Source organism: Halalkaliarchaeum sp. AArc-CO, assembly GCF_024972735.1.
Classification (GTDB): Archaea; Halobacteriota; Halobacteria; order Halobacteriales; family Haloferacaceae; genus Halalkaliarchaeum.
This window is the reverse complement of sequence record NZ_CP087723.1, coordinates 322491-347817: the sequence shown is the minus strand read 5'-3', so window position 1 is coordinate 347817 and position 25327 is coordinate 322491. Positions and strand designations below refer to the sequence as shown.

The following is a 25327-nucleotide window of genomic DNA, read 5'->3' as shown; positions in this document are numbered from 1 at the left end:
ACTGGGAACTATGTTCGACGAGGAGGAACTCGAGGAGATCCGCCGGGCGCGCGAGGAGTGGGAGGCGGAAACACTCGATCCGGTACTGGAGCGACACGGCGAGCGCAGCGACCGATTCGCCACCGTGTCGAACCTCGAGGTCGATCGGCTGTACACCCCCGAGGACGTCGCCGACCTCGAGTACACCGAGGATCTGGGGCTCCCGGGCGAGGAGCCGTTCACCCGGGGAGTGTATCCGACGATGTACCGCGGCCGGACGTGGACGATGCGTCAGTTCGCCGGCTTCGGCACCGCAGAGGAGACCAACGAGCGGTTCCACTACCTCATCGAGAACGGCCAGACGGGGCTGTCGACGGCGTTCGACATGCCGTCGCTGATGGGGATCGATTCGGACGCCCCGATGGCCGACGGCGAGGTCGGCAAGGAGGGGGTCGCTGTCGACACGCTGCGGGACATGGAGATCCTCTTCGAGGGCATCGACGTCGGCGAGGTGTCGACGTCGTTTACCATCAACCCGAGCGCGCCGGTGATCTTCGCGATGTACATCGCGCTCGCAGACCAGCAGGACGTCCCCCGCGAACAGCTCCGGGGAACCCTACAAAACGACATGCTCAAGGAGTTCATCGCCCAGAAGGAGTGGGTGATGCCCCCGGAGCCGTCGCTGGATCTGGTCACGGACGTAATCGAGTACGCCGCCGCGGAGACGCCGAAGTTCAATCCCATCTCGGTGTCGGGGTACCACATCCGGGAGGCCGGCTCGACAGCAGTCCAGGAGCTGGCGTTCACGCTGGCGGACGGGTTCGCCTACGTCGAGGACGGGATCGACCGCGGGCTCGACGTCGACGAGTTCGCGCCGCAGCTGTCCTTCTTTTTCAACTCCCACAACTCCATCTTCGAGGAGGTCGCGAAGTTCCGCGCGGCCCGCCGGATCTACGCCCGGGTGATGGACGAGTGGTACGACGCCGCTGACCCGGCCTCGAAGCGGCTGAAGTTCCACACCCAGACGGCCGGTCAGTCGCTGACCGCCCAGCAGCCGCTCAACAACGTCGTCCGGGTGACCATCCAGGCGCTCGCGGGCGTGCTCGGCGGCACCCAGTCGCTACACACCAACTCCTACGACGAGGCGCTGGCGCTGCCCAGCGAACAGGCGGTCCGTGTCGCACTGCGAACCCAGCAGATCATCGCCGAGGAGTCCGGCGCAGCCGACATCGTCGATCCTCTCGGGGGATCCTACGCCGTGGAGGCGCTCACCGACGAGGTGGAAACCGAAGCGATGGCGTACATCGAGGAGATCCGGGAAATGGGTGACGGCTCGGTGCGCGAAGGCGTCCTGTCCGGGATCGAAAACGGCTTCTTCCACCGGGAGATCCAGGACGCCGCCTACGAGTACCAGGAGCGCGTCGAGGCGGGCGAAGAGACGGTCGTCGGCGTCAACGCCTACGAGATCGACGAGGACACCCGCCCGGAGATCCTGGAGGTGGACGAGACAGTACAAAAGCGCCAGCGCGACCGGCTCGAGTCGGTCAAGCGGGAGCGCGACGACGAGGCGGTCGAGGCAGCCCTTTCCGAACTCGAAGCGGTCGTCGCCGCCGGCGACAACGCGATGCCCGCGATCGTCGACGCGGTGAAGGCGTACGCCACGATGGGCGAGATCATGGACGTGTTCGAAGCACAGCACGGCAGCTACCAGGAAACCGTCGGCGTGGCATACTGAGGAGCCCCGGTCAAACTACACCAGCAATCGCAGGTACGGGCTGACGAACGCCTCGATCACCGCCGCCACCAGGATCAGGATCGCGATGCCGACAAGCACCCAGTAGGCGCGCCGGATCCCGTCGGCGAGATCCGCCCGACCGGCGCGTCCGACGACCCCCCGCAACGCGATCAGCCCCAGCCACAGGCCGAGCGCGCCGGCGATCAAGATTGCAGGGATCTCGACGATCCCGTGGGGGACGACGAACGCGAAAAGCTCCAGGAGGTCGACCTCGAGGCGGGCGATCGCGCCGAACGCGAGGCCGTTAAAAAGGATCGACACCGCCGCCGGCACCGCGAACGCGAGTCCGCCGGTGGCGGTGAGCACCGCGACCGTCCAGTTGTTCGCCGCGAAGTCGAAAAAGAGCCCGATCGGGTTCGTTCCCACGAGTCGCCCGTCGATTGAGGTCTCGACGATCCCGACGAGTCCGCCACCGATCACGATCCAGCCGATCGCGATCCCGGCAGCGAACAGACCGACGATCGTCGCGTGCAGCCCCGGCGTCTCCCGGACGAACGCGAAAAGCTCCCGCCAGCCGCGGGCGAAGCCGTCACGGGCCCGGAAGCGAAGCGGTCGGTGTTCCCGGAGATCCGGCGGCGGCGCCGACAGCTCCTCGCCCCGCGAGGCGGCGTAGAAGCTCACCTTCGTCGTCTCCAAAAGCGGCGTCGCCACCACCAGCCCGAGCAGGGCGACGACGCTTCCGGCACCCAGAAGCGAGAAGACGCCCCCGACGACGGCGAGTCCGACGAGGACTGAAAGCCCCAGCACCACGTAGGCGACGACCGCGAGCGGTTCGCGGACGAGGAACCCGAGGCCGCTTTTCAGCCCCGGGAAAAACCCCCGGCCGTCGACGACGATCGCCGGGCCGACGAACGCCAATAGCAGCTGCACCAGGAGGATGCCGACGACCGTCCCGAGGACTGCAAGGAGCCCGAGCCCGACGCCGGCGGCGCCGCCGGCGGCCATGGCGGTAGAAAGCAGTCCGAGTCCGACGAGCACGACGACTGCGAGCGCGACGAGCTCGACGATCAGAAGCGCGAGGAACGAACGCCAGTCGCGGAGAAACGTCTCCACGCCGGCCCGGGAGCCGTCCGCACCGCGAAGCGCACCGTAGACGCCGCCGAGACGGCCCGCCGACGCGACCGCGTTGAGCCCCACCGAGACGATCCCGGTGAGAACGAGCCCGACGACGACGATCGAAACCGCAAGCGGATCCGCGAGCGGCTCGAACACCGCAGCGAGTTCTTCGGGCGTCGCGCCGAGGAGCTCCTCGAGTTCCTGTTCGGGCGGTTGTCCGACCGTCTCCGGATCCCCGAACGGGTCCTGCGCCTCCCCGAAGGCCGGATCGTCGACCGGGATCGGTCCGATCTCGAGGGCGCGCTCGCGGAACGTCGCGAGCCCACTTCGGGCCCACAGCACTCCGGCAGCCAGCGCGAACGCGAGCAGGCTGATCACGCGACTCACCGCGGGGACGCCGGCACCGACGAGATACCACGGGAGAACGTCGTGGGGGCGATACACGAGCGTCCGGACGGCGTCGCGAACGCGGGAACCAATACGCATTATCGGCGGGTTCGTCCCGGAGTGTGGAGAATCTTATGTATCGTGTTCGATCGCTTCCATCATGGTCAAGACGCGGTCCTCTTCGCCCGGTAGCTGTTGGGGATAGGCACCGACGCCGATCACGAGGTCGTCGCCACTCTCGACCGCGCTGCTCACGTGGAGGTAGATGTCGATCTCTTCCCCACCTTCCATGCGAATTTCGCCGGCGAACTTCGTCTGGGTCGTGTCGGTGCCCAGAACGGTCACCGGCGCTTCGTGTTCAACCTCGAGATCGCCGATGTCGGCGTACTGGTCCTGAATCATCTCTGCGAGTTCCTCGTTCGAGCGGTCGTCGACGGGGTTGAACGTCCGGCCGAGAACCTCCACTTTCGGGGTCGAAAGCGCCGTGAAGATGGCGGCGCGGAGCTCGCCGAGCGGCCCCAGTTCGACGGCTTTTTCGTACTCTGCAGTCCGGTTGGTCACCTGGACGGTCTGAGACTGCCCGGCGGCTTCGAAGGTCCGCTCGATCACCTGTTGGTCGAATTCGTCGAGTTCGTATCCCGCGTCTCGAGCCACCGACTCGGGAACCTGGGCGAGCGCGGCTTCGAAGGCGACCGGCTCGTCGTTCAGTACGCTCGTACAGCCTGCCGACGTCGCCGCCAGCGTGATCCCGGCTCCGGCGATGAGTTCGCGTCGTCGCATGTGACAGCACCGAGGGACCGCAGGAACTTGAACCGTGGAGACCGTCCGACCGACTTGTCCCTAATTAAGCCGGATTAACGACGACAGGCCGGTTCGGCGTCGATCAGTCGACGTCGGGATCGCCAACCGAGTCGCCCTCGACCGCGTCGGACGCCCCCTCGTCGCTGCGTTCGTCCATCAGCCTGGCGGCACGGTCGGCCCAGCCGGCGTAGCCGAAGCCGTACGCCACCACCAGCGCCATCCAGACGTACGCCACGAAGACGCCGACGTACGCGCCCACGGGCCCGTAGCCGAGTGTCGATCCGAGCAGCCACGACAGCCCGAGGAAGAAGACGAACATACCGCTGAGCCGCGCGACGAACGGGATCCGGGTCTCGCTTGCCCCCTGCAGCGAACCCGAGAGCGACGAAAACGACACGAGCGCGACCGCAGAGAGCCCGTACACCTGGGCGAACGCCGCACCGTAGGCGAGCGCTTCGGGATCCTCCCGTCCGAACAGCTCCACGACGGCCGGATGGGTGACGACCGATTCGGCGAAGACCGCAAGCAGGATACCGATCGTCCCGACCGTAGCAATCCCGAGTCCGGCGACCGCCCAGCCGTTGAACCGCGCCTCGGCAGGGTTACCCGCCCCGAGTTCCTGGCCGACGAGTACGCTCGCGGCCACGTTGTACCCCCGCGAGAGCGGCCCGGTCACCTGCTGGTAGACGCGACGACCGATCTGGAATCCCGCGTTGACGACCTCCCCGAACCCCAAAAGGAGGGCGTTGAACGGGAACTCCGCGAGCTCCGAGCCGAACCCCTCCGCCATCCGTGGAGCGCCGACCTGGAGCAACTGTTTGGCGATGGTGAGATCGCGGGGACGGGCGAAGTTCGCCGGCGTCCAGGTGGTGTAGATCGCGGCGCACAGAAGCGTCGCCGTGAGGACGTTCGCGGTCGCGGTCGCGAGTCCCACCCCGACGATCTCGAGGCGAGGGAACCCGAACAGGCCGAGACCGAGAACGACCGAACCGGCGATGTTCAGGGAGTTGGCGGCCACGTTGACGTACATCGGCGTCCGCGTGTCGCCGGTCCCCTGAAGCGCCCTGGCGCCCACGAGCGCGACGTGGCGGGCGGGTGCGGTTGCAAAAATGATCGCGAGATACACCGCCCCCAGCGCCACCACTCGGTCGCTCGCGCCGAAGATCCGGATCGCGAACTCCCCGAGGAAGTAGCCGAACGCGACGAACGGGACGCCCGCGAGCAGGCCCAAAAGCAGCGCCTGGGTCACCACCTCGTCGCGGCGGGCGGTGGCGCCGGCGCCGGTGTCCTGCGAGGAGAGCGCGATCGCGCCGCTTCCCAGTCCCAGCCCGATCCGCAGCGGGAACCGGGCGTACAGGTCCGCCAGCCCGATCGCGACCACCGCCGCCGGCGAGAACAGCGCCGTGACGATCACGTCGGTCGTGCGCATCGCCGTGCGGAACGTCTGTTCGGCCATCACGGGCCAGGCGAGCGCGAACACCCGACGCCAGACGCGCCGCAGACGCGAGAGCATCTACAGTCCCGCTTGGACGGCGACGGTTTGACGCTACCGGAGGCGGCCCGACGCGCCGGCTTTTTGCCGAGCGCCGCCGGAGATGACGTGAATGGACGTCTTCGTGTACGGAACCCTCACCGCGCCCGATCGCGTCGGGGAACTGCTCGACTCGTTCGTCTTCGTCGGGGCGGCGACGCTCCACGGGCTCCACGCGGTGGAGGGGAGGTATCCGACGCTCGCGCCGGGCGGGCGGGTCGCCGGGCGACTCCTCCGCACCGACGAAATCGAACGGCTCGACCGATACGAAGGGGTCGATCGCGGCCTCTACGCCCGGGTTTCGGTTCCAGTCGAAGACGAACGCATCGCAGAAGCCGCCGTCTACGTCGGAGATCCCGAGCGACTCGACGCCGACGTCACCTGGCCGGGGACCGGTCCGTTCCGCGATCGGGTCGAGGAGTACCTCACAACCGAGAACGTCCGGATCGTCCCCACCCCGCCGAACGATCGCGGCCGAGACCCACCGTAACGGGTGTCAATTCACCAACGGTTGTGTGGGAATCATTCACTATGACGTTCGGCAGACACTCGTCATACGACAGAATATCCCGCCCCGGTCTTGCGGTTTTACTTTCACCTCGCCTGCCACACCTTTATATACTCTCGGGTACATCTCACACTTGCACGTCACACGCGTGCAGACTCAGTTCCCCCACCCTTTCGTTTCGGACACCGATCGATCAGCCCCGGGCTCGCCGTTCTCGTGGCGACGATCCGCCGGGGCATCGTTTCCATCGAAAACCATTAGCGTCCGCCCTCGCTGTGGTTCGTATGCTCACCCTCGAGGACGTGCTCGAAGCCGACGACCGGATCCGGGACGTCGTCCGGTGGACGCCGCTCGAGCGCTCCCACAGTTTCTCCGAGGAGACGGGAGCGGACGTGGCGTTGAAACTGGAGAACTTCCAGCGCACCGGCGCGTTCAAGATCCGGGGGGCGTTGAACCGGATCGAAACGCTGGACGCAGACCGGAAGCAAGCGGGCGTGATCACCGCCAGTGCGGGCAACCACGCACAGGGGGTGGCGCTTGCGGCGACCCGCGCCGGCGTCGACTCCACGATCGTGATGCCGAAGTTCGCGCCGATCTCGAAGGTGAAAGCCACCCGTCGGTACGGCGGAACGGTGATCCTCCACGGTGAGGACTACGACGCGGCACAGGCGCACGCACGCGAACTCGCCGCAACCGAAGACAGGACGTACGTTCACGCGTTCGATGACGAACAAGTCATGGCCGGCCAGGGCACGATCGGCCTCGAGATCGTCGAAGACTGCCCGGAGGTCGACACCGTCGTCGTCCCGATCGGGGGTGGCGGGCTGATCGCGGGGATCGCGACGGCCGTGACCGAACAGCTCGATGACGTCCGGGTGATCGGCGTGCAGGCGGCGGGAGCGTCCTCGGCAAAGGAGTCGCTCGAACGTGGGGAGATTTACGAGCGCGACCAGGTCGACACCATCGCCGACGGGATCGCCACCCGGCGGATCGGCGACAAACCCTTCGCGGTGATGCAAGAACGGGTCGACGAGGTGGTTACCGTCACGGATCGGGAGATCGCACTCGCGTTGACCCTCCTGTTAGAGCGGACGAAAGCGCTCGTCGAAGGGGCAGGAGCGGTGTCGCTTGCGGCGGTGCTGTCGGAGGCGTTCGACTACGAGGACGGCGAGACGATCGTACCGGCGCTTTGCGGCGGGAACATCAACCTCAATCAGCTCACGACGGTGGTGATGCGGGGGCTGGTTCAGCTCGGCCGGTACCTGAAGATCAGGACCGTGCTGAAGGATCGCCCAGGGGCGCTGCAGTCGCTCGTGGACATCATCGCCGAAAGCGGGGCGAACATCTACGCCATCCACCACGATCGGACCTCGCGCAAGGCGGCGGTCAACGCCGCCGAGGTGGAACTGGAGATCGAAACCCACGACACCGAACATGCCGAGGAGTTGATCGCGAAGCTTCGCAGCCGAGGATACGCGGTGGACGTACTCGACTGACGGACCCGTACCCGTGGTCTGTCGGGAACGAGAAGGGAGTAGCCGGGACCAAACGGGCAGGTAGGGACGAAAAAGGGAACAGGCCCCCGATCGGAACGGGAGTATGGAGTATCAGGAGCCGCAGTTCTTCGCGGTCATGCAGTACGCCTCGCGAGCGGAGGGCGACGTCATCGACATGGTGTCGGGCAACCCGGACTGGGAGCCGCCGGCGGCGCTCCGGGAGGGGCTTCGGGAGTACGCCGACGCCACCCCCGACGAGTTCCAGTATCCGCCCAGCGAGGGGCTGCGGGAACTGCGCGAGGAGATCGCCGCGAGACGCAACGTCGACGTCTCGCAGGTGGTCGTCACCAACGGCGCCGGCGAGGCGAACTACCTCGGGATGGCGAGCGCCCTCGACCGGGACGCCGGCGACGGCGTCGTACTCGTCGATCCCGTCTACCCGTACTACCCGGGGAAAGCCCAGATGCTCGGCGGGGAGCCGGAGCTGGTTCCGGCCCGGCGGGACGGCTCGCTGGACGTCGCTGCGTTGGTCGAGGCAATCGACGACGAGACGGCCTGCGTGGTGCTCAACACGCCGAACAATCCGACGGGCGCGGTGTACGACGTCGACAACGTCCGGCGGGTGATCGAACACGCCGCCGACCACGACGCGGTGGTCGTCGTCGACGAGGTGTACGACCACTTCGACTTCGGGGGGGAGTTCGAGAGCGCGCTCGCGATCGACGCGGAAAACCGGATCGTCACCAGCGCGTTCTCGAAGTCGATGGCGATCACGGGACTCCGGGTCGGATACGCCGTCCTGCCGGAGACGCTCGTGGGCGGTGCCAAGACCCGCCACATGCTGGTGAACGTGGCGACGAGCCGGCCGGCGCAGGCGGCGGTGTTGCGCGCGCTCCGGGAGACGGAGCCCGAGTACTACGAGCGAACCCGGGAGCTGCTCTCCGAACGGATCGACGCGTTTACCGACGCTCTCGACGCCGCCGGCGCAACGTACACGACGCCCGAGGGGTCGTTTTACGTGCTCGCCCGGTTCGACGGCTTCCCGGGGACAATGGAGAACGTACAGCAGTTGATCGACAAGGCAGGCGTCGCCGGCATGCCCGGCGAGACGTTCGGCTCGACGCGGGAGGACTGGATCCGGTTTGCGCTCGTGACACCTCGGGCGACCGAGGCCGCACAGCGGCTCGCGGAGTACTTCGAGTGACGAGCTGCGAGAACGGGGCAGCTACTCGGCGGTGTCTGGAAGCTCGTACTCCTCGGGGGCAGGGACGTAGAGGACGTCGATGGTGAAGCCGAGCGCCATCGGCAGCGCGATCATCACCGACAGCGCGACCGCGGGCGATCCCATGTCGAAGCCGATGCCGAGCGGCCCGGTAAACAAAAGCGTCGAGACGAAAAGCGGCACCGGCGGCACCAGCACAGAGTAGACGAGCCAGCCTCCGGTGGTCTTCAGGCGGATGCGGAAGAACCGCATCATGATCGCCGATCCGAGGGTGTGGAGACCGACCACCACGGCCAACAGCAGCAGGCTCACGACCGAAACCATACCCCGGATACGGCTGCGACGCTTTTCTCCCTGTCGGAGCGCGGTCGCCGTCTCGAGACCCGTCGGCGTCCGGCCGGTACCGCCGAGAAGCGAACCCTTATGGGTGAAACCGACCTACTCCAGGATATGAGAAGGGACGACCGCGACGACCCGTTCGGCGACATTTTCGACGAGATCGAACGGATGATGAACGAGGTGACCGGCGGGGGAGACGATCCGGGCTTCGGGACGGAGACGCACGTCGACGTGTTCACCGAGGAGGACGGCGTCCGGCTGGTCGCGGACCTCCCCGGCGTCTCGAAGGAGGACATCAACCTCCAGTGTGACGGGGAGATCCTCACCATAAGCGCCGTCAGCGCCCGCCGGGAGTACGACGAGCGGATCCGACTCCCGGTTCGGGTGGACGAACACTCCGCGAGCGCCCGGTTCAACAACGGCGTGCTCGAAGTCGAGTTTGACCGTGCCGACGACTCCGCGTCGATCGATCTGAACTAGCGAGCGATCGTTTTCGTCCGTTCCTCCCACTGCTACTCGTCGGCGAGGCTCCGGATCAGCCCCGCGAGTCGGTCGTAAAAACCCGGCTCGTACTTGTCGGCGTCGTCGACGGTCGGACGTGCGTTCGTCTCGTTTACGAGCCACCGGTCGTCCGTCCGGAGGAGGTCGACGCCGAGGTACTCGATCCCGAGCGTTCGGGCCGTCCGTTCCGCGAGCGTCCGCCCCCGCTCCGGGAGGTCGACCCCGACCGCCTCGCCGCCGCGGTGGACGTTGTGTTTCCATCTCCCCGCCCTGCGGGCCGCGTCGGGGAGCCGCCGTTCTACTGCGCCGACCGCGACGCCGTCGACGACCATCACCCGGTAGTCGCGCGCGGCGGGGAGGAATTCCTGGAGCAGATACGAACGGTCCCCGGTCGCATCGAAGTCGTGGACGAGATCCAGATAGTCGACGATGCCGGACAGCGAGTCGAGGTCATCGACCCGGGTGACGCCCACGCCCCTGGTCGTCGAGTTCGGCTTGACCACCAGCGGAAACCCGATCTCGCGGGCGGCGTCGACGACCGACGACTCCCCGACCGGGTTCGAGACGTATCGGGTCTCCGGAACCGGGATCCCCTCGCCCGCCAGTCGAGTGTACACCGCGGCCTTGTTTCGCGAGGTGGCCACCGCCCGGAGTCCGTTCACCCACGGAACCGAAAGCAGCGCGTCGACTGCGCCCCCTTCCATCAGCCGCGACGGATAAACGAAACCGACATCGAACCCCTCGAAGCGGTGGCTATCACCCTCGGAGACGTCGAACACGCGGCTCTCGCAGGGAACGTGCTCGACGGCGATCCCGCGATCGCCGAGCGGCTCCCCGATCCGGTCGAACGTCTCCCGTTTCGTGGCGACTGCGAGCCGGAGCATACCGCCCGAGAGAACGGGAAGAAGGAAAACCGCGTCGACTGTCTACCGGGGAAGCGCGGGCGAAGCCGATCAGGCGACAAGCAGCTTCTCGCCCTTCTCGACGACGATCCGGCAGGGCGGAGAGATCTTGTTGTACGCGCGGCGGAACGCCTCCTTTACGGTGTCGGCGTCCTCGACGCGACAGTAGGCGGTAAACACCGGCTCGTCGGCGCCGATCCGGGCGGCGGTGCCGACGGGCTTGCCGAACGACTGGCGCATCCCGTCGGAGACGCGGTCCGCGCCCGCGCCGGTCGCCTGCTTGTTCTCCCGGATCACGTGGTGGGGGAACTTCCGGAGCACCATCTTGTAGTTCTCCTGGCCGATCGCCTGCAGCAGGTGGCGGTTGGCCGACAGGCGGGCCGCCTCGAGGGCGCCGTGGCGGAGCTGGACCTCCTCTTCGACCCGGAGGCTGATGTGGACCGGATAGTCGTCCGGATCCGACTGCAGATTGCCCATGTTGTGCTGTGCGATCTTCGATCCCGGGATGCCAGTGACGTACTCCCGACGGGTGTACGCCGGTTTGCTGATCTCCCGGTACATGGAGGCGGGTTTGTCTGACATGCTTACTTGCCCGGAAAATCGCTCGTGGCGCGAATAAACCCTTCGAAAGCCCGAAGCGAGGATGTGACGACGTGCCACCGGCACCGAGCCAAGGATGTCCGACCGTCGGGATCAGCCGTCGGTCAGGCCGGTGTCGGTCACACCGGTGTCGTCCACGCCGGTGTCGGTCACGTCGACGTCGACGCCAGTCGGATCGAGTGCGACGTGTTCGAAGCCGCGCTCCGCGAGCAGTTCGGCGGCGCGGTCGGTGATCGAGGGCGAAACGAGGATCCCCCGCACCCGGGATTCGTCGCAGTCGCCACGGCCGGTACCGTCGGCAGCGTCGCCGACGGACCCGTCGACGCCGAGTTCGCGTTCGAGCGCGTCGACGTACCGTCCGAGCTGGCCCGCGGCGGCGGGGCCGACCCGCCGGCGCTTCAGCTCGACGACGACCGGCCGCCCCTCACTATCGACGCCGAACACGTCCATCGGGCCGGCACTGCTCTCGCGCTCGGTTGCTTTCGGCTCGAACCCGGGCTCGATCAGCGACGGGTTCGCGAGTATCGCCTCCTTGAGGTCGGCCTCGCTGCCGGCCACCTCGAGGTCGTCGCCGCCGGTGACCGCCATCGCCGACAGCTGGTGGACCGCCTCGAACCGGACGTCCAGCCGCTCGTCGGGGTTGGTGCGCTCGCTGCGCACCCGGAGACGGCCGTCCCGGACCGCCGCGTAGTGTTCGCTGCCCGGCGGCTGCCAGTTCACCGGCGTGCGCTTGGTCGCGGTGTGAACGAGCGCCGATCCGTCCGGCTTGAGTATCAGCAGCCGATCGCCGGCGCCGAGGCTGGATTCCGCCCGGCCGTCGTACTCGACGGTACACCGCCCGAAGACGGTCACGACGTCGTCCCGGTCGAGGGCGGCCGAAAGCTCCCACAGCGCCTCCCGGTGGGCCGGCTCGTGGAGGGTCGTCACGCTCACGAGCCAGTGTATGCTGCCGCCGGTCAAAAGGAGTGCGTCACGCGTCGGGATACGGGATCTCGATCCGCGTTCCGTCGTCCGGGACGAACGCGTCGCCGAAGATCGACTGTGCCTCCCGTTCGATCGGGGAGGGGTCGCCCGCGTACCGCGAGGAGATGTGCACGAGTGCGAGTCGCTTTGCACCCGCCCGGTCGGCGATCCGGGCGGCCTCTCTGGCCGTCGAGTGGGCCGTCTCGCGTGCGCGATCGGCGTACTCCGACGCAAACGTCGCGTCGTGTACCAGCAGGTCGGCGTTTTCGGCGATCTCGACGGTCTCGTCGACGGGTCGCGTGTCGCCGGTGTAGACGAACCGCCGGCCCGGGCGCGGCACGCCGACAACCTGTTCCGGGTGGATGACGCGCCCGTCGTCGAGTTCGACGGCTTCCCCTTCGTGGAGTCGGCCGTACGCCGGGCCGGGCGGGATTCCCAGCTCCTCTTCGGCCTTCTCCCGGTTGAACTTTCCCGGCCGATCGTCCTCGATCAGCGCGTACCCCTGTGCTCTGGTGCGGTGGTTCGTCCGGAACACGCGAACCTCGTACTCTTCCGCCCGGAACGCGACGTTTCCCGGGGAGACTTCGTTGATCCGGATCGGGAAGTCGGGATCGTGACCGCCGGCCCGGAGCAGCGACTTCACGTGAGTCCGGGTGTTCGGCGGGCAGTGGATCGAAAGCGGCTCCGTCCGGTCGTTGAAGTCCCACGTCTGGACCAGTCCGGGAAGCCCCAGAACGTGATCGCCGTGGAGGTGAGTGAGAAACACGTGCGAGACTGAAAAACCGGTCCCGAACCGCATCATCTGCCGCTGGGTCCCCTCGCCGCAGTCGAACAGCAGCCGATCGCCCTCGCGGTTGACCACGAGGGCGCTGGGGGCCCGCTCGGTCGTCGGAACGGCCCCGCCAGTGCCGAGAAACGTCACGCGGAAAGACATGGGCGTGACTCCGGCGGCGGTTTTTAAACCAGTGTCGGATCCGCCGGACCGTTGCGATCGACGCGTTCTTTTCCGCGCCGCCGGAACCCCGGAACGATGCGAACCGCGCTCGCGTATCCGTTTCGGGGGGACGGTCGGTTCGACGCCGTCGCCGTCGGCGGCGGCCTCCACCTGCTTGCGGTCTGGCTACCGGTGGTTCCGTTCCTCGCGGTGGCCGGATACCTCCTCCGCGTACTCGAGGAGACGGCCGAGGCGCCCCGACTCCGGGACGCAGGTCGCCCCGGCTGGCGGCCCGTCGGTCCGCTGCTTCGGGACGGTGTGGTCGCCGCAGGGATCTGTCTGGCGTATCTGGCCGTGCCCGTCGCGTTGCTGGTCGTCACGCTCGGCGGTCCGCTCGAACAGGTCGATCCGACGGGGAGCGCCGACGGGCTCTTGTTCCTGGTCGGCTCGACGGTCGTGTTGCTGGTCTCCCTCGCGGCCGTCTATCCGCTTCCGGCGGCGCTCGCTGCGTACGCCCGTCGCCGTCGGATCCGCGCGGCGTTCGACCGGCGGCTGCTCGGGACCGCCACGCGGGACGGGGGATACCTGTTTGCCGTTGTCGTCGCGGCGACCGGGCTCGCTATCGCGGCGGCGGCGTACGCCCCCCTGAACGCGGTCGCGCTCGGCTTCTTTGTCGCGTTCGTCATCGAGGTCGCCGCCGCTGCACTGGTGGGTTCGGCTGCCGGCTCCGCGTGGGAACGGGCCGGGTGGGGAGAACGAGCGGAGTAGTGAGAACGGGCCGGGTGGGGAGAACGGTCGGCGACCGGTCGGCGGTGAAGCTACAGCCTCGGGGCGTCCATGTCGGCGTCCTCGAGCGACCGATTGTGAACCGCCTCGCCGGACTCGGCGTCGAAGAGGTGGATCGCGTTCAGCGGGATCCCGATCGAAACCGCCGATCCCGCCTCGATGCGTCGGAGTCCCTCGATCGTAGCCGTGAGTTCGGGGCCGTCCGCAAGCGAAAGGTGGACGCTGTTTTCGTTACCCATCGGTTCGACGACGTCGACGGTGCCGCGGAAGCACCGGTCGGGCTCGACGCCGGTCGGCGTCTCCAGTTCGCCGTCGGATGGATCGCCGGCCTCCCCGTCGACGGCAGCATCGATTCCGGGGCCGATGCGGATGTCCTCGGGTCGGATACCGAGCGTAATCGCCTGTCCATCGACGACCGCGTCAGCCGCCTCGCCCGACAGCGGATATCGCAGTTTCCCGACGGCGAGCGTCCCCGACTCCACAGTCGTCTCGAGGAAGTTCATCGACGGCTCGCCGATGAAGCCGGCGACGAACCGGTTCGCCGGCCGGTGGTACGCCTCCAGTGGCGTTGCCACCTGCTGGAGCCGACCCGAATCGAGGATCGCGATCCGGTCGCCCATCGTCATCGCCTCCGTCTGGTCGTGGGTGACGTACACCGTCGTCGTTCCCAGATCAGCCTGGAGCTGCTGGAGCTCCGTGCGCATCTGGGAGCGGAGCTTGGCGTCGAGGTTCGACAGCGGCTCGTCCATCAAAAACACCGCCGGGTCGCGGACGATCGCCCGCCCGAGCGCGACGCGTTGCTGCTGTCCCCCCGACAGAGCGCCCGGCTTGCGGTCGAGCAGCTCCGGGATGTCGAGCAGTTCGGCGGTCTCTTCGACGCGCCGATCCATCTCCTCGTCGGAGAGATCCGTCGACTCCTCAAGGCCGAACCGCATGTTCCCCCGAACGGTCATGTGGGGGTACAGCGCGTACGACTGGAACACCATCGCGATGTCGCGTTCTGCGGGAGGACGCTCGTTGATCCGTCTCCCGTCGAGCCGGATCTCGCCGTCAGTCACCGTCTCGAGCCCGGCGACCATCCGGAGCGTGGTCGATTTCCCGCAGCCGGACGGCCCAACGAGGACGAGGAACTCCCCGTCCGCGATGTCGACCGATACGTCTTCGACGGCGACGACGGATTCGTCGCCGTCGCCGAACACCTTCGTCACCGCATCCAGTTCGAGTTGTGCCATGAGTTATGTCTCCCCCGCAACGCCTTTCGCGAACTGTTCGCCGAAGAGGACGTACACTACGAGCGTCGGCAGTGCCGCGATAAACGCCCCCGCCATCTGGAGGTTGTACTGCTGGACGAACGACCCCTGGAGCTGGTTGAGCGCGACCGTCACGACATTGTTGCCCGGATCCGAGATCAGCACCAGCGCGAACAGCAGGTCGTTCCAGATCTGCGTGAACTGATAGATCAGCGTGACCGCAAAGATCGGCACCGAAAGCGGGAGAATGATCCGACGGTAGATCGTCGCGGCGGAGGCGCCGTCCAGCCGGGCCGCCTCCAGCATCTCGTCGTCGATCGTCGCGTAGTACGACCGGAACAGGACCGTACAGATCGGCACGCCGTATGCAGCGTGGGTAATGCTCAGGTGGATGAGTCCATCGTAGTCGTCGACGACCGCAAGCGGGATCCGACCGGCGAGGTCGACGAACGACCAGAACTGCGTCAGCGGCACCAGCACCGACTGGTACGGCAGGAACACCCCCGAAACGAACAGCACCAGTACGCCGAGCTGTCCCCGCCAGCTCAGGTTGGTGAGGCCGTACGCCGCAAGCGAGCCCAGAAGCGCAGACAGTACCGTCGCCGGCACCGCCATCAGCAGGCTGTTTACGAGCCCCTCGCGCAGCCGGTCGAACGCCACCTGCCAGGCGGCGGTCGTAAACTCCCCGGGCGGCGGCGGCGCGAACGGGGTCGTCTGCGTGAAACCCGTCTGAGTCTTGAAGGCCGTCACCAGTCCGGACTCCAGTGGCGCGAGGTAGAACGCCACCATCGCGAGCAACACCGCGTACAGGCCGATCCGGCTCCGGTCGATCGCACCGAGTCCACCGAAGAAGCTGTCGTCAGAACGGTCCTCGCTCATAGTTCACCCCGCCTGTACTGGAGGTAGAGGTACGGTCCGATGACGCCCAGCGCCATCACAAACAGGACCATCGCGACCGCCGCACCGTAGGCCCACTGGAGTCGGTCGAACGCGACCCGATACATCATGACCGCGAGGATGTCCGCCGAACGGCCGGGGTTGACCCCGAACAGGACGAACAGGAAGTCGAACGCCTTGAGCGCGAACACCATCAGCACAACCGCTGCCGACATCGTCGAGGCCCGCAGTTGCGGAACGATCACCCGCCAGTAGAGTCTGATCGTGCTGGCACCGTCGATCCGGGCGGCCTCGTACTGGTCGGTCGGGATCGCGCGCAGGCCGGCGAGATACACCACCATGCAGTAGCCCGAGAACTGCCACATCAACGCGAAGATGATCGCCGCGAGCTTGAATCGCGGATCCGCGAGCCACGCCTGCGCGAGGAAGTCGAGATGCACCGCCCGCAACGCCTCGTTTATCAGCCCGATCCGCGGGTTGTACAGCCACGACCAGAAGATCGCCGTGACCACGAACGACAGGCTCATCGGGAGCAGGTAGATCGTCCTGAAGGTGTTTTCAAACCGGATGTCTCGATCCACGAGGATCGCAAGCACCAGGCCGAGCGCGAGCGACAACACCGTGAACACGACGAGCAACACGAGCGTGTTCCGGAACGCGGCGATAAAGGACGCGTCCGTGAGCAGGGTCCGATACATCTCGAGGGTGAACTCGTCGTACGTCGGCTGTCTGAGTCCCTCCCACCCCGTCAGCGAGATGACGAAGTTCCACGCCACCGCGCCGTACACGAAGATCAACACGAGCAGCCCCGGCGGGCCCCAAAACGGAAGCGACTCGACGAACTCGCTCCGGCGAAGTCGATCGATGAGGCTCGTCTCCGGTGTCCCGGCGCCGTGTGCCGGTTCGACGCCGCCGTCGGTCCGGAGACAGCGGTCGCTGGCGGCGACGCTATCGTCGCTTTCGGCGACGTTCTCCGCTGTGCTCTCCCCCGCTACGTCGTCATCTCCCGCGCCGGCCCGGCGCAAAACCCGCCCCACCATGGGGCGTCAGAAGGCGTTGCTGATCGCGTCGAACGCCTGATCGACGTCGAGGTTCTCGTTGAAGTTGGCGAACGCCTCCTCGAGTTCGGAGTGAACCGCCGGCGGAGCCGCCGTCCCGTGGGCGATCGTCGGCGGCTGGGCCGTCGACTCGCCGAAGTCCTCGAACTGCCTGGTGAGGAACGGTCCGAGATCGTCCGTCGGCACGTCGGTGCGCGGCGGGATCGACCCCTTGATCGGATTGAATCGCTCCTGGGCGTCGACGCTGCCGGCGTACTGGAGGAACTGCTCGGTCGCGTCGGGCGAGGGGTTGTTCGTCGGGAAGACGAACGAGTCGATTACGGAGTGGTACACGCCATCCGTCCCCGGGAACGGCACCATATCCCAGCTGTCGCCGAACTCGAAGCCGTCCTCTGCGCGGTACTGTCCGGCCGCCCAGTCACCCTGGTGGATGAACGCCGCGTCGCCGGCGATGAGCTGACTGTTCCCCTGGTCCCAGGAGATAGAGCCGGCGTCCTCGGGGTAGTAATCGGCGTAGTCGGCCAAAAGCGACAGCGACTCCCGGATCTCGTCTTCGAGCGCGTCGACGTCGCCGTCGACGAACGAGGTGTACGCGTCGACGCCGTGTTGTCCCAGGAAAACATCCTCCCACAGCTGCAGCGACGACCACGGCGACTGCGTCTGGTGAGCCAGCGCGGCGACGCCGGTCTCGTCGGCGACCGTCCCGAGGACGTCGAGGAGCTCGTCCGGATCCTCGATGGCGGCCGGGTCGACGCCGGCGTCCTCGATCACGTCGACGTTGTAAAACAGGTTGTTCATCCGATGGATGTTGATCGGGACCGCAACCAGGTCGCCGTCAGGCCGCGAGAGGTCGACGATGTCGTCCAGGTACGCATCGCGCATCTCGTCGCTCCAGACGGTGTCCCCGATGTCCTCGAGCAGGTCGGCGTCCGTATACGGCGTAAGCGCCTGTCCCGGCCAGATCTGGAACGTACTCGGCGGGTTGCCGTCGAGGACGCGGTTCTGGATCACCGCGTCGATCGCCGACCCCGCGCCGCCCGGTGCGGGGTTGTCGACGATCTCGACGTCGGGATGCTGCTCGCGGAACCCGTCCAAGAGCGCATTGTACGCCTCCTCCTCGCCGCCGGCAGTCCACCAGTGGACGATCTCCAGATCACCCTCTTCTGCCGGTTCCGGCTCCGTTTCCGCGTCGTCCTCGTCGTCATCCTCGTCCTCGCCGTTCTCGTCGAGGTCGAGGTCCTCCTCGGGATCGTCCCCGGCACAGCCGGCGACGCCCGCGACGCCGACCGCCCCGGTCAGCGCGATGTACCGCCGTCTTGAAACGTGCCGCTCGTCTTCGGTCTCTGTTTCTCGTGTCATGCGTAACCAGTTAGCCCTCCTGCAGCAAGTAACTTAACGATTATGATAAATTAACAATAATGTGGATAAATTGTCCCACGACAGTGCAAACCGGAAACGCGATCGATCGCGCAACGCGGGGTCGGGTTCCAAGCAGCCGAAAACCGGACCGACCGATTGATATCCGTCGGTCGGCAAACCCGACTCGATGGACGGCCCGCTGTGGACCGAACGGCACGCGCCGACGCTCGAGGAACTCCCCCAGAGTGAGGCCCGCGAGAAGCTCCTTCGAGCGGTCGACGAGCCGATGAACCTGATCGTCCAGGGACCACGCGGGGTCGGGAAGACGGCAGCGGTGCGGGCGCTGGCTCGGCGCACACACGAGGACCCGGACGCCGACCTGATCGAGATCAACGTCGCGGACTTCTTCTCCCGGAGCAAAAAAGAGATCCGCGAGGACCCGCGGTTCGCCTCCTTCCTCGCGGGGCGGTCCCGGATGGCGAAACGGGACATGATAAACCACGTGCTCAAGGAGTCGGCGGGCTACGCGCCGGTGTCGGGGTCGTTCAAGACGGTCTCGCTGGACAACGCAGAAGAGATCCGCGAAGACTTCCAGCAGGCGCTTCGCCGGGTGATGGAAAAGCACCACCGAACGACACAGTTCGTCATCACCACCCGCCAGCCCACGAAGCTGATCCCGCCGATCCGGTCGCGGTGTTTCCCGGTCCGACTTCGGGCGCCGACGGCCGAGGAGACGATGGCGGTGCTCGCCCGGATCTGCGAGGCCGAGGAGGTGCCGTACGACGACGACGGCCTGGAGTTCGTCGCGAGCGCCGCCGGCGGGAACCTCCGGCGGGCGGTGTTGAGCGCACAGGCGACCGCCGTGGGACAGGAGGAAGTGACGATGACCGCCGCCTACGAGACGCTCGGGGAGGTCGGCGACGACGAGGCGATCCGGGGGGCGCTGTCTGCCGCGAAGGAGGGAGACCTCTCGACCGCCAGATCCGAACTCGACGACCTGCTCGATGAAGGCTACGGCGGGCAGGAACTGCTCCGGGAACTGTTGGGCGTCGCCAGGGCGGGGTCGAACTACAGCGGCAGGGAACTGGCCCGACTCCACCGACTCGCCGGCGACGCGGACCGCGACCTCGCCGCGGGGACCGACGACCTGGTGCATCTCACCCACCTGCTCGCGGCGTGGGGGCAGGGCCGGGAGACGCTGGATCCGCCGCCGATCGGCAACGGCGAGGGGTGAAAATGCCGTTCGGACAGCTTCCCCGCGTGGCTCTCGCGCCCGGCGCGTGGCGATACGCCGCCCCGCTTTTTGCGGTGGGCTTTCTGCTCCCGGTCGCGCCGTTGCTCGCAGTTGCGGGACTCGCGGGGGGCGTCGCTGTACTGTGGTTCCACCGCGATCCATCCCGGACACCGCCGGAGAGCGGGTTCGTGGCGCCGGCAGACGGACGTGTGTCGGTGCTCCGGACCGAGGGCGACCGGGTTCGGGTGGGGGTGTTCCTCAACGTCACCGACGTCCACGTCTGCCGGGCGCCAGCGGACGGCGTCGTCGAGACCGTCGACCACCGAGGCGGCGCACACCGTCCCGCGTTTTCGAAGGATTCCGACCGCAACGAGCGCGTCGACGTCGACTGCGGGCGCTACGAGGCGAGCCTCATTGCGGGCGCGTTCGCCCGGCGAATCCACCCGTACGTCGAGCCGGGCGAGCCGCTTCGTCGGGGCGAGCGCGTCGGCCACGTCTCGTTCGGCTCGCGTGCGGACGTGTTGCTTCCGCCGGACGTCGATCGCGAGGACATCCGGGTTCGAACGGGGGATCGGGTTCGCGCCGGCGAGACCGTGATCGCACCGGAGCCGGCGTCGGTGCCTTTATAAGTCGGCTTCATCGCTTGAGAAGCCGACAAAGCTTTATCTTACAGCCGTTCGGAATCGAATGTACCGCCTATGGATCCGGAAACACTCCAGTCGAAGATCGAAGAGAGCGGCGAACTGATGGTCAACGTCGAGGAGTTCGAGATCCCGCTCGAGCTGCACATCCACGACACGACGTTCGACGGCAGCCAGGTCACCCTCGAACTGTCGGACGGGCAGCTAACCTTCGACACCGAGTCGGTGACCGGCTACTGGAAGCATTACCACAGCCTGGCCGACTACGGCCTCGAATAGTCGGACGGGTTCCGACCGTCGACGCGACGTTTTCTTCGGTCGCTCATCACCCCTTATAAGTCCATCCAGCCGCAAGACGTCGTATGGACGAGCGGTGGAAACACGTCCTCCGGCAGCGCATCCGGGAGCTCGGCCGCCGCTACGAGGAGGCCAGACACGCCTACTGGGAGGGAAAGGAGGACGCCGAGAGGGAGCGCGACCGCTCGGGCGCAAAGCGCTACGACCTGCCGGCCGACGAGGACGGAAACGCCCGGCTGGTCTGCCGTCGATACGCCGAACGACGGCCGGTTCCCGTCGACCGGAAGGGCCGGCCGGCGTGTTTCGAGCCCGATCACCCGGACTGTGAGGGGTGTCGGGAGGACATCCGGGACGGAACCGTGGAAACCTACGACGACCGAACCAGCACGACACACTGAAAAGGGATCGAATTGACGACAGTCGACGCGAACACCGGAGGAACGAACCGAGCTACCGGGTCGGCCGACAGGGCCCAGTCCGAGACGATCGGGAGCGTCCTCATTCTCGCGCTCGTCGTGATCCTCGTCTCGACGGTCGGGCTTGCGGGCCTTGCGGCGATCGGCACGTTCGCCCCCGCCGAACCAGCAGCGAGCGTCGGCGTCGACGGCGTCGTCGACGGCGAGGAACTGACCCTCGTCGTGGTACACGAGGGGGGCGACGCGCTGTCTCCCGACGAGGTCGTGCTGCTCGTCGGCGAGGGCGAGGACCGACAGCGCCTCGAGTTCGCGGACGCCACCGGCGACGACGCCACGTTCCGACCGGGCGACCGGCGGGAACTAACCGCTGCCCCGTTCGATCCACCGGTCCGGGTGCTGGTCCTTCACGCTCCGAGCGGCGCAACGCTCGGCGACGGAACCATCACGGGTTCGAGCCCCTCGTGAGGTGCCGGTTGGCTGCTCTCTGCTACGTTTCGTCTTCCTCGCCGGCGTCCGCCGCGGAGAGTCCGTCGTCGCCCCGTTCGAGCGCCTTCGGGACGTCGTGGTACTCCGAATAGCCGTCGAACCACCGCGCGATACGTTCGATCCGGTCGACGACGTGGCCCGGCTCGCCCGACCGCGAGAGCTCGTGTCCCTCGCGGGGATACCGGACGAACCGAGTCTCGACGTCGTTCTTCCGGAGGATTCGGTAGAACAGTTCCGCGTCCGAAATCGGCGTCCGGTAGTCGTCCTCGCTGTGGATGAGAAGAGTCGGCGTCTCCACCTCGTGAGCGTGGCCGGCTGGCGACTGCTCCCAGAGGAACTCCGGCTCCTCCCAGGGGGTCGTGTCGAAGTCGCCTTCGACCAGCTTGTACGCCCCGTCGGTCGACCCGTAAAAGCCTGTGAGGTGATAGACGCCGCGCTGGGAGACCGCCGCCCGGAAGTAGTCGGTGTTGCCGACCGTCCAGCCGGTCATGAACCCGCCGAAGGAGCCGCCGGTGAGAAAGACGTGTGACTCGTCGACGTACTCGCGGTCGGCGACCTCCCGGACGCCGGCCATCACGTCGGTGAGCGTCGCCTCCCCCCAGTCGCGCTCGATCGCCTTCATGTACTCCTCGCCGTAGCCGGCCGACCCGCGGGGGTTCGACCAGAAGACGACGTACCCCCGAGCCGCGAGCGTCTGGAACTCGTGCCACATCGTCCCGCTGGTCGACCACATCGCGTGAGGGCCGCCGTGGATCTCGACGACCAGGGGATAGGAACCCTCGGGATCGAATCCGGGCGGCGCCAGCACCCAGCCCTCGACGAGACCCTGTGTAGACTCGAACGCGAGGGGTTCGGGTTCGCCGACGTGGACCGAGTCGAGATACGCCTCGTTCAATGTGGTGAGCCGGTTGAGGTCCTCCGCGCCGCCACCCGGCGAGACGAACACGTCGCCGGGGTGATCCCACTGGGACATCGCGACCGCGACGGCGACATCGTCCGAGTCGGCGTCGTCCCCGGAGCCGTCCCCGTCTGATCTCCCCTCCCCGTCGCCGTCGGCGGGAACGCCGACGTCCATCCCCGCGAGAGTCCCCTCGCGAACCAGCCGCGACGGATCGTCGCTCCCGTCACCGGGCACCGCCCACACCGACGTTTTCCCCTCGTCCGGAGTGGTGAAGTACAGCGTTTCCTCGGCGGGTCCCCACCGCGGGGCGGCCTCGTAGCCGAGCGTCCGGTCCAGCCCGGCGGTGACGTCCGTGACCTCAACGTCCGCCGGATCCTCCGTCTCGGCCGCCTGGGCGGCGTCGATCACGTGAAGGTCGGCCTGCTGGAGCGACGCCTGCTCGGCCTCGACGTGAACGAACGCAACCGACCCGTCCGCCGTCGCTGCGAGCCCGGTCCCCCAGCCGGTCGTGCGGTGGAGCCGTTCGACCGACTCTGCGTCGGTGTCGTACGCGAGGATTCCGTACTCCAGCGAGTCGTCCGGGTCCTCGCCCACCGACTGCGTGAAATACAGCGTCGACTCGTCGCCCCACGCCGGCCCGTTGAAGTCGGCGTCGCCCTCGATCGTCGGGGAGATCGCCGTGATCTCCTCTCCCGATTCGTCGTTGTCGTCTCCCTCCTGCCGTTCGGCGTCGAGGTCGACGACGTACACGTGTGACCGCCGTCCGTCGAAGTACTGCTGCATCGACCGGTAGACGGTCCGGTCGATCACGCGGGGATCCGGTTCGTCTGGCTCGTACTCCTCGTCGACGCCTCGATCCCGTCCATCCGCTCTATCCTCCTCGGAGATCGACTGAACGAACGCAATCCGACCTCCGTCCGGCGACCAGTCGATCGAGCTCACGCCGCCGACGACGTCGGTCACCTGGCGGGCCTCGCCGCCGTCGACGGGCAGTACCCACAGCTGCTGTCTGTCGTCGTCGGCTCCGCGGGTGGAGGTGAACGCCAGCCGGTCGCCCTCCGGGCTCCATCTCGGCTCGGCGTCGACGCCCTCCGCGAGCGTGAACCGCCGGGCGGGCCCGGAACCGTCGGTCGGGACGACGTACACCGTCGCCTCGACGGACTCCTCGTCGTCGGGGATCGTTCGGACGAACGCGACGCGGTCGCCGTCGGGGGAGAGTCGGGGATCTGTCGGTTTGGCGATGTCGTGGTAGTCGTTCGCCTGAATCCGCTGCATACCCCCGACTCGGTGGGCTACGGGAAGAACGTTCGGAAGCCGGAAGCGGTCGGCTTCCGCGCCCGCGCCGCGATCGATGCGCCGTTCCGCCCTCGGGTCCGCCGACAGTCACCTGTCCGTCTCGGAAAGCACCGCCGCCACGAGCTCCCGCGTCTCCCGCGCCTCCGACAGTCGGTCCTCGAGCTCCCCGCTCGCGAGCAGCTCCAGTCCCTCGTCGGACAGCTCCTCGCGGGCTCGGGCGGTCCGGCGGAGTGTTGCGTACTCGTCCTCGCGAGTGAGCGACCTGATCTCCCTGAGGTGAACCACCGGCTCTTCGGCGTCGAGCCTGGAGACAACCGGGATCAGCTCCTTGATCCGGTACTGCAGTTCGTCGGCCGCCGCGGGCGGCCACTCGATCGAAAGCGGCGCCGCGTCGATCCGGTCGAGATACGTTCGATGGACTGCGACGGTCGTCCTGAGCGCCCCCGGATCGTCGACGTAATGCTCCAGTTTCGAGGGGGAGTAGTCGACGTACTCCAAAAGCGTCGGGAGCGGCTCCTCGCCGGCCGATGCGTCCTCGACGTACTCCTGGAGCTCCCGCGGCGGCTGGTCGACCTCGACCAGCGGGTACCGCTCGGTGCGCTCGATGAACTCGAACAGCGCCCGCGCACTGGCCTCTCGTTTGAACGACTCGAACGCCTCGTTGACCGCGTCGTTGTACGCCTCGATCGGCTCCCGGAGTCGATCGACCGGTGCGTCGGGATCGACGTCTGCGAAGTCGGCGACCCGCTCCAGCGTTTCGATCCGCTCGTCCAGCGCCGACAGCGCCTCGTTGGCGTTGCGCCGGGCGAGACGGTAGGCGTCGACGGCGTCGTCGCGTTCCTCGAGCAGTTCGACGTACTCGCCAGGGGTTTCGAGCGCCTCCCGAGCGGCCGCGAAGTCCGACGCCGAGAGCCGGCGCTTGTCGACGGCCTCCCGTGCGGCCTCGAAGGCGTCGACGGCGAGCGCGTCGTCGGCGACGTCGACGGCCGCCGAGAACTTGCTTTCGAACGTGAGATACGCCCCGAAATCCCCCGTGCCGGTGGCGTCGTCCTCGTAGCTGTCGAGCACCCGATGTGCACGGCGGTAGGCGTCGGCGGCCGCCTCCACGCGGTGGGTTCCGAGGTCGTCGATGCGACGCTCGATCGCCCGGAGCTCGTCGTAGCGCTCCCGGAGTTCGGCGGCCGCCTCGCCGGCCCGAGCGAGAATCGATGCGGCCGACCCGGGGGTGTCCGCTCCGCCGACAGTGTCGGTTCCGTCAGCCACCTCAGTACACCTCGTCGGGGTCGAAGACGCGCTCGCCGACGTGTTCGCCGTCGATGGTCCGGTAGAAACACGAGCGATGGCCGGTGTGGCACGCGCCGCCGTCCTGTTCGACGAGATACAGCAGGGTGTCGGCGTCGCAGTCGACCCGGACCTCGACGATCCGCTGGAGGTGGCCGGAACTGGCACCTTTCTTCCACAGCTCCTCGCGCGATCGGGAGTAGTAGTGTGCAAAGCCGGTCTCGCGGGTGCGTGCAAGCGCCTCCGGCGTTACGTACGCCAGCATGAGCACCTCCCCCGAGTCGGTGTCCTGGGCGACCGCGGGGACGAGGCCGTCCTCGCCGAAGTCGACGGGGACGTCGCCTTCCTCGGACGTCGCCGCCCCGGAAGCGACTCCGCCGTCGTCGGTGTCGGAAGTCATGATCGGATCAA

General features: G+C 67.3%; 26 protein-coding genes. 11 read left to right on the top strand and 15 right to left on the bottom strand.

Annotated elements, in window-relative coordinates; translation table 11 throughout:
- The first annotated feature begins 10 nt into the window (after positions 1-10).
- On the top strand, positions 11-1714 hold the full coding sequence (locus AArcCO_RS02470) for an acyl-CoA mutase large subunit family protein (protein WP_259534834.1): 1704 nt from the start codon (positions 11-13) through the stop codon (positions 1712-1714).
- A 15-nt stretch (positions 1715-1729) separates the two neighbouring features.
- Here AArcCO_RS02470 and AArcCO_RS02465 read toward each other — a convergent pair whose 3' ends face one another.
- From AArcCO_RS02465 to AArcCO_RS02455, 3 genes are all read right to left on the bottom strand, one after another.
- A complete protein-coding gene (locus AArcCO_RS02465) occupies positions 1730-3316 on the bottom strand; it encodes a stage II sporulation protein M (protein ID WP_259534833.1) in 1587 nt (528 codons plus the stop codon).
- 33 nt (positions 3317-3349) lie between these two features.
- Positions 3350-3997, bottom strand: coding sequence for a DUF6517 family protein (locus AArcCO_RS02460; protein WP_259534832.1), 648 nt, complete (start codon positions 3995-3997; stop codon positions 3350-3352).
- A 103-nt stretch (positions 3998-4100) separates the two neighbouring features.
- Positions 4101-5531 (bottom strand): MATE family efflux transporter, encoded by a 1431-nt coding sequence (locus AArcCO_RS02455; protein ID WP_259534831.1) that lies wholly within the window; start codon positions 5529-5531, stop codon positions 4101-4103.
- Positions 5532-5622: 91 nt separating this feature from the next.
- Here AArcCO_RS02455 and AArcCO_RS02450 point away from each other — a divergent pair, with 91 nt between their 5' ends.
- From AArcCO_RS02450 to AArcCO_RS02440, 3 genes are all read left to right on the top strand, one after another.
- Entirely contained in the window at positions 5623-6039 is a 417-nt protein-coding gene (locus AArcCO_RS02450; RefSeq protein ID WP_259534830.1) for a gamma-glutamylcyclotransferase family protein, read from the top strand.
- Between the two features lie 302 nt (positions 6040-6341).
- Entirely contained in the window at positions 6342-7553 is a 1212-nt protein-coding gene (ilvA, locus tag AArcCO_RS02445) for a threonine ammonia-lyase (protein ID WP_259534829.1), read from the top strand.
- A 103-nt stretch (positions 7554-7656) separates the two neighbouring features.
- Positions 7657-8757: a pyridoxal phosphate-dependent aminotransferase gene (locus tag AArcCO_RS02440; RefSeq protein WP_259534828.1), complete on the top strand. Its 1101-nt coding sequence runs from the start codon at positions 7657-7659 to the stop codon at positions 8755-8757.
- Between the two features lie 21 nt (positions 8758-8778).
- Here AArcCO_RS02440 and AArcCO_RS02435 read toward each other — a convergent pair whose 3' ends face one another.
- Entirely contained in the window at positions 8779-9099 is a 321-nt protein-coding gene (locus tag AArcCO_RS02435; RefSeq protein ID WP_259534827.1) for a DUF7991 family protein, read from the bottom strand.
- 126 nt (positions 9100-9225) lie between these two features.
- Here AArcCO_RS02435 and AArcCO_RS02430 point away from each other — a divergent pair, with 126 nt between their 5' ends.
- A complete protein-coding gene (locus AArcCO_RS02430) occupies positions 9226-9594 on the top strand; it encodes an Hsp20/alpha crystallin family protein (protein WP_259534826.1) in 369 nt (122 codons plus the stop codon).
- Between the two features lie 32 nt (positions 9595-9626).
- Here the strand turns inward: AArcCO_RS02430 and AArcCO_RS02425 are convergent, their stop codons facing one another.
- From AArcCO_RS02425 to rnz, 4 genes are all read right to left on the bottom strand, one after another.
- On the bottom strand, positions 9627-10499 hold the full coding sequence (locus AArcCO_RS02425; RefSeq protein WP_259534825.1) for an ATP-grasp domain-containing protein: 873 nt from the start codon (positions 10497-10499) through the stop codon (positions 9627-9629).
- A 69-nt stretch (positions 10500-10568) separates the two neighbouring features.
- Positions 10569-11099, bottom strand: coding sequence for a 50S ribosomal protein L16 (locus AArcCO_RS02420; protein WP_259534824.1), 531 nt, complete (start codon positions 11097-11099; stop codon positions 10569-10571).
- A gap of 111 nt (positions 11100-11210) precedes the next feature.
- Entirely contained in the window at positions 11211-12050 is an 840-nt protein-coding gene (gene nucS / locus AArcCO_RS02415; protein ID WP_259534823.1) for an endonuclease NucS, read from the bottom strand.
- Between the two features lie 37 nt (positions 12051-12087).
- A complete protein-coding gene (gene rnz, locus AArcCO_RS02410) occupies positions 12088-13014 on the bottom strand; it encodes a ribonuclease Z (RefSeq protein ID WP_259534822.1) in 927 nt (308 codons plus the stop codon).
- A gap of 96 nt (positions 13015-13110) precedes the next feature.
- On the opposite strand from rnz, the gene AArcCO_RS02405 reads away from it, so the two are divergent.
- Positions 13111-13782 (top strand): DUF4013 domain-containing protein, encoded by a 672-nt coding sequence (locus tag AArcCO_RS02405; protein WP_259534819.1) that lies wholly within the window; start codon positions 13111-13113, stop codon positions 13780-13782.
- Between the two features lie 50 nt (positions 13783-13832).
- Here the strand turns inward: AArcCO_RS02405 and ugpC are convergent, their stop codons facing one another.
- Genes ugpC through AArcCO_RS02385 form a run of 4 tightly spaced genes read right to left on the bottom strand, consistent with a single transcriptional unit; the run spans position 13833 to position 18364 of the window.
- Positions 13833-15032 (bottom strand): ABC transporter ATP-binding protein, encoded by a 1200-nt coding sequence (gene ugpC / locus AArcCO_RS02400; RefSeq protein ID WP_259534818.1) that lies wholly within the window; start codon positions 15030-15032, stop codon positions 13833-13835.
- 3 nt (positions 15033-15035) lie between these two features.
- Complete coding sequence (locus AArcCO_RS02395) at positions 15036-15929, bottom strand: carbohydrate ABC transporter permease (protein ID WP_259534817.1); 894 nt, start codon at positions 15927-15929, stop codon at positions 15036-15038.
- Positions 15926-16987, bottom strand: coding sequence for a carbohydrate ABC transporter permease (locus AArcCO_RS02390; RefSeq protein ID WP_259534816.1), 1062 nt, complete (start codon positions 16985-16987; stop codon positions 15926-15928). The genes AArcCO_RS02395 and AArcCO_RS02390 overlap by 4 nt, the downstream gene beginning before the upstream one ends.
- Positions 16988-16993: 6 nt before the next feature.
- Positions 16994-18364: an ABC transporter substrate-binding protein gene (locus AArcCO_RS02385; protein WP_259534814.1), complete on the bottom strand. Its 1371-nt coding sequence runs from the start codon at positions 18362-18364 to the stop codon at positions 16994-16996.
- Between the two features lie 187 nt (positions 18365-18551).
- On the opposite strand from AArcCO_RS02385, the gene AArcCO_RS02380 reads away from it, so the two are divergent.
- The 5 genes from AArcCO_RS02380 to AArcCO_RS02360 all read left to right on the top strand — a co-directional run bounded on the left by AArcCO_RS02380 (position 18552) and on the right by AArcCO_RS02360 (position 21417).
- A complete protein-coding gene (locus AArcCO_RS02380; RefSeq protein WP_259534813.1) occupies positions 18552-19598 on the top strand; it encodes an AAA family ATPase in 1047 nt (348 codons plus the stop codon).
- Positions 19599-19600: 2 nt separating this feature from the next.
- Complete coding sequence (locus AArcCO_RS02375) at positions 19601-20227, top strand: protein sorting system archaetidylserine decarboxylase (RefSeq protein WP_259534811.1); 627 nt, start codon at positions 19601-19603, stop codon at positions 20225-20227.
- Between the two features lie 69 nt (positions 20228-20296).
- A complete protein-coding gene (locus tag AArcCO_RS02370; RefSeq protein ID WP_259534809.1) occupies positions 20297-20518 on the top strand; it encodes a hypothetical protein in 222 nt (73 codons plus the stop codon).
- Positions 20519-20601: 83 nt separating this feature from the next.
- Complete coding sequence (locus AArcCO_RS02365; RefSeq protein ID WP_259534808.1) at positions 20602-20934, top strand: DUF7091 family protein; 333 nt, start codon at positions 20602-20604, stop codon at positions 20932-20934.
- A gap of 12 nt (positions 20935-20946) precedes the next feature.
- Complete coding sequence (locus tag AArcCO_RS02360) at positions 20947-21417, top strand: type IV pilin N-terminal domain-containing protein (protein ID WP_259534806.1); 471 nt, start codon at positions 20947-20949, stop codon at positions 21415-21417.
- Positions 21418-21439: 22 nt separating this feature from the next.
- On the opposite strand, the gene AArcCO_RS02355 is transcribed toward AArcCO_RS02360, so the two are convergent.
- The 3 genes from AArcCO_RS02355 to hisI all read right to left on the bottom strand — a co-directional run bounded on the left by AArcCO_RS02355 (position 21440) and on the right by hisI (position 25316).
- The gene (locus tag AArcCO_RS02355) at positions 21440-23614 is read right to left on the bottom strand and encodes a S9 family peptidase (protein ID WP_259534805.1); all 2175 of its coding nucleotides are present in this window, start codon (positions 23612-23614) and stop codon (positions 21440-21442) included.
- 108 nt (positions 23615-23722) lie between these two features.
- Positions 23723-24898: a DUF7118 family protein gene (locus AArcCO_RS02350; protein ID WP_259534803.1), complete on the bottom strand. Its 1176-nt coding sequence runs from the start codon at positions 24896-24898 to the stop codon at positions 23723-23725.
- A gap of 1 nt (position 24899) precedes the next feature.
- Positions 24900-25316: a phosphoribosyl-AMP cyclohydrolase gene (gene hisI / locus AArcCO_RS02345; protein ID WP_259534802.1), complete on the bottom strand. Its 417-nt coding sequence runs from the start codon at positions 25314-25316 to the stop codon at positions 24900-24902.
- Positions 25317-25327: the final 11 nt, after the last annotated feature.

Bases quoted from the DNA above. Each gene is read 5' to 3' on its own strand.
- AArcCO_RS02470 (WP_259534834.1), top strand. From the start codon at position 11: ATGTTCGACGAGGAGGAACTCGAGGAGATCCGCCGGGCGCGCGAGGAG.
- AArcCO_RS02465 (WP_259534833.1), bottom strand. From the start codon at position 3,316: ATGCGTATTGGTTCCCGCGTTCGCGACGCCGTCCGGACGCTCGTGTAT.
- AArcCO_RS02460 (WP_259534832.1), bottom strand. From the start codon at position 3,997: ATGCGACGACGCGAACTCATCGCCGGAGCCGGGATCACGCTGGCGGCG.
- AArcCO_RS02455 (WP_259534831.1), bottom strand. From the start codon at position 5,531: ATGCTCTCGCGTCTGCGGCGCGTCTGGCGTCGGGTGTTCGCGCTCGCC.
- AArcCO_RS02450 (WP_259534830.1), top strand. From the start codon at position 5,623: ATGGACGTCTTCGTGTACGGAACCCTCACCGCGCCCGATCGCGTCGGG.
- ilvA (WP_259534829.1), top strand. From the start codon at position 6,342: ATGCTCACCCTCGAGGACGTGCTCGAAGCCGACGACCGGATCCGGGAC.
- AArcCO_RS02440 (WP_259534828.1), top strand. From the start codon at position 7,657: ATGGAGTATCAGGAGCCGCAGTTCTTCGCGGTCATGCAGTACGCCTCG.
- AArcCO_RS02435 (WP_259534827.1), bottom strand. From the start codon at position 9,099: ATGGTTTCGGTCGTGAGCCTGCTGCTGTTGGCCGTGGTGGTCGGTCTC.
- AArcCO_RS02430 (WP_259534826.1), top strand. From the start codon at position 9,226: ATGAGAAGGGACGACCGCGACGACCCGTTCGGCGACATTTTCGACGAG.
- AArcCO_RS02425 (WP_259534825.1), bottom strand. From the start codon at position 10,499: ATGCTCCGGCTCGCAGTCGCCACGAAACGGGAGACGTTCGACCGGATC.
- AArcCO_RS02420 (WP_259534824.1), bottom strand. From the start codon at position 11,099: ATGTCAGACAAACCCGCCTCCATGTACCGGGAGATCAGCAAACCGGCG.
- rnz (WP_259534822.1), bottom strand. From the start codon at position 13,014: ATGTCTTTCCGCGTGACGTTTCTCGGCACTGGCGGGGCCGTTCCGACG.
- AArcCO_RS02405 (WP_259534819.1), top strand. From the start codon at position 13,111: ATGCGAACCGCGCTCGCGTATCCGTTTCGGGGGGACGGTCGGTTCGAC.
- ugpC (WP_259534818.1), bottom strand. From the start codon at position 15,032: ATGGCACAACTCGAACTGGATGCGGTGACGAAGGTGTTCGGCGACGGC.
- AArcCO_RS02395 (WP_259534817.1), bottom strand. From the start codon at position 15,929: ATGAGCGAGGACCGTTCTGACGACAGCTTCTTCGGTGGACTCGGTGCG.
- AArcCO_RS02390 (WP_259534816.1), bottom strand. From the start codon at position 16,987: ATGGTGGGGCGGGTTTTGCGCCGGGCCGGCGCGGGAGATGACGACGTA.
- AArcCO_RS02385 (WP_259534814.1), bottom strand. From the start codon at position 18,364: ATGACACGAGAAACAGAGACCGAAGACGAGCGGCACGTTTCAAGACGG.
- AArcCO_RS02380 (WP_259534813.1), top strand. From the start codon at position 18,552: ATGGACGGCCCGCTGTGGACCGAACGGCACGCGCCGACGCTCGAGGAA.
- AArcCO_RS02375 (WP_259534811.1), top strand. From the start codon at position 19,601: ATGCCGTTCGGACAGCTTCCCCGCGTGGCTCTCGCGCCCGGCGCGTGG.
- AArcCO_RS02370 (WP_259534809.1), top strand. From the start codon at position 20,297: ATGGATCCGGAAACACTCCAGTCGAAGATCGAAGAGAGCGGCGAACTG.
- AArcCO_RS02365 (WP_259534808.1), top strand. From the start codon at position 20,602: ATGGACGAGCGGTGGAAACACGTCCTCCGGCAGCGCATCCGGGAGCTC.
- AArcCO_RS02355 (WP_259534805.1), bottom strand. From the start codon at position 23,614: ATGCAGCGGATTCAGGCGAACGACTACCACGACATCGCCAAACCGACA.
- hisI (WP_259534802.1), bottom strand. From the start codon at position 25,316: ATGACTTCCGACACCGACGACGGCGGAGTCGCTTCCGGGGCGGCGACG.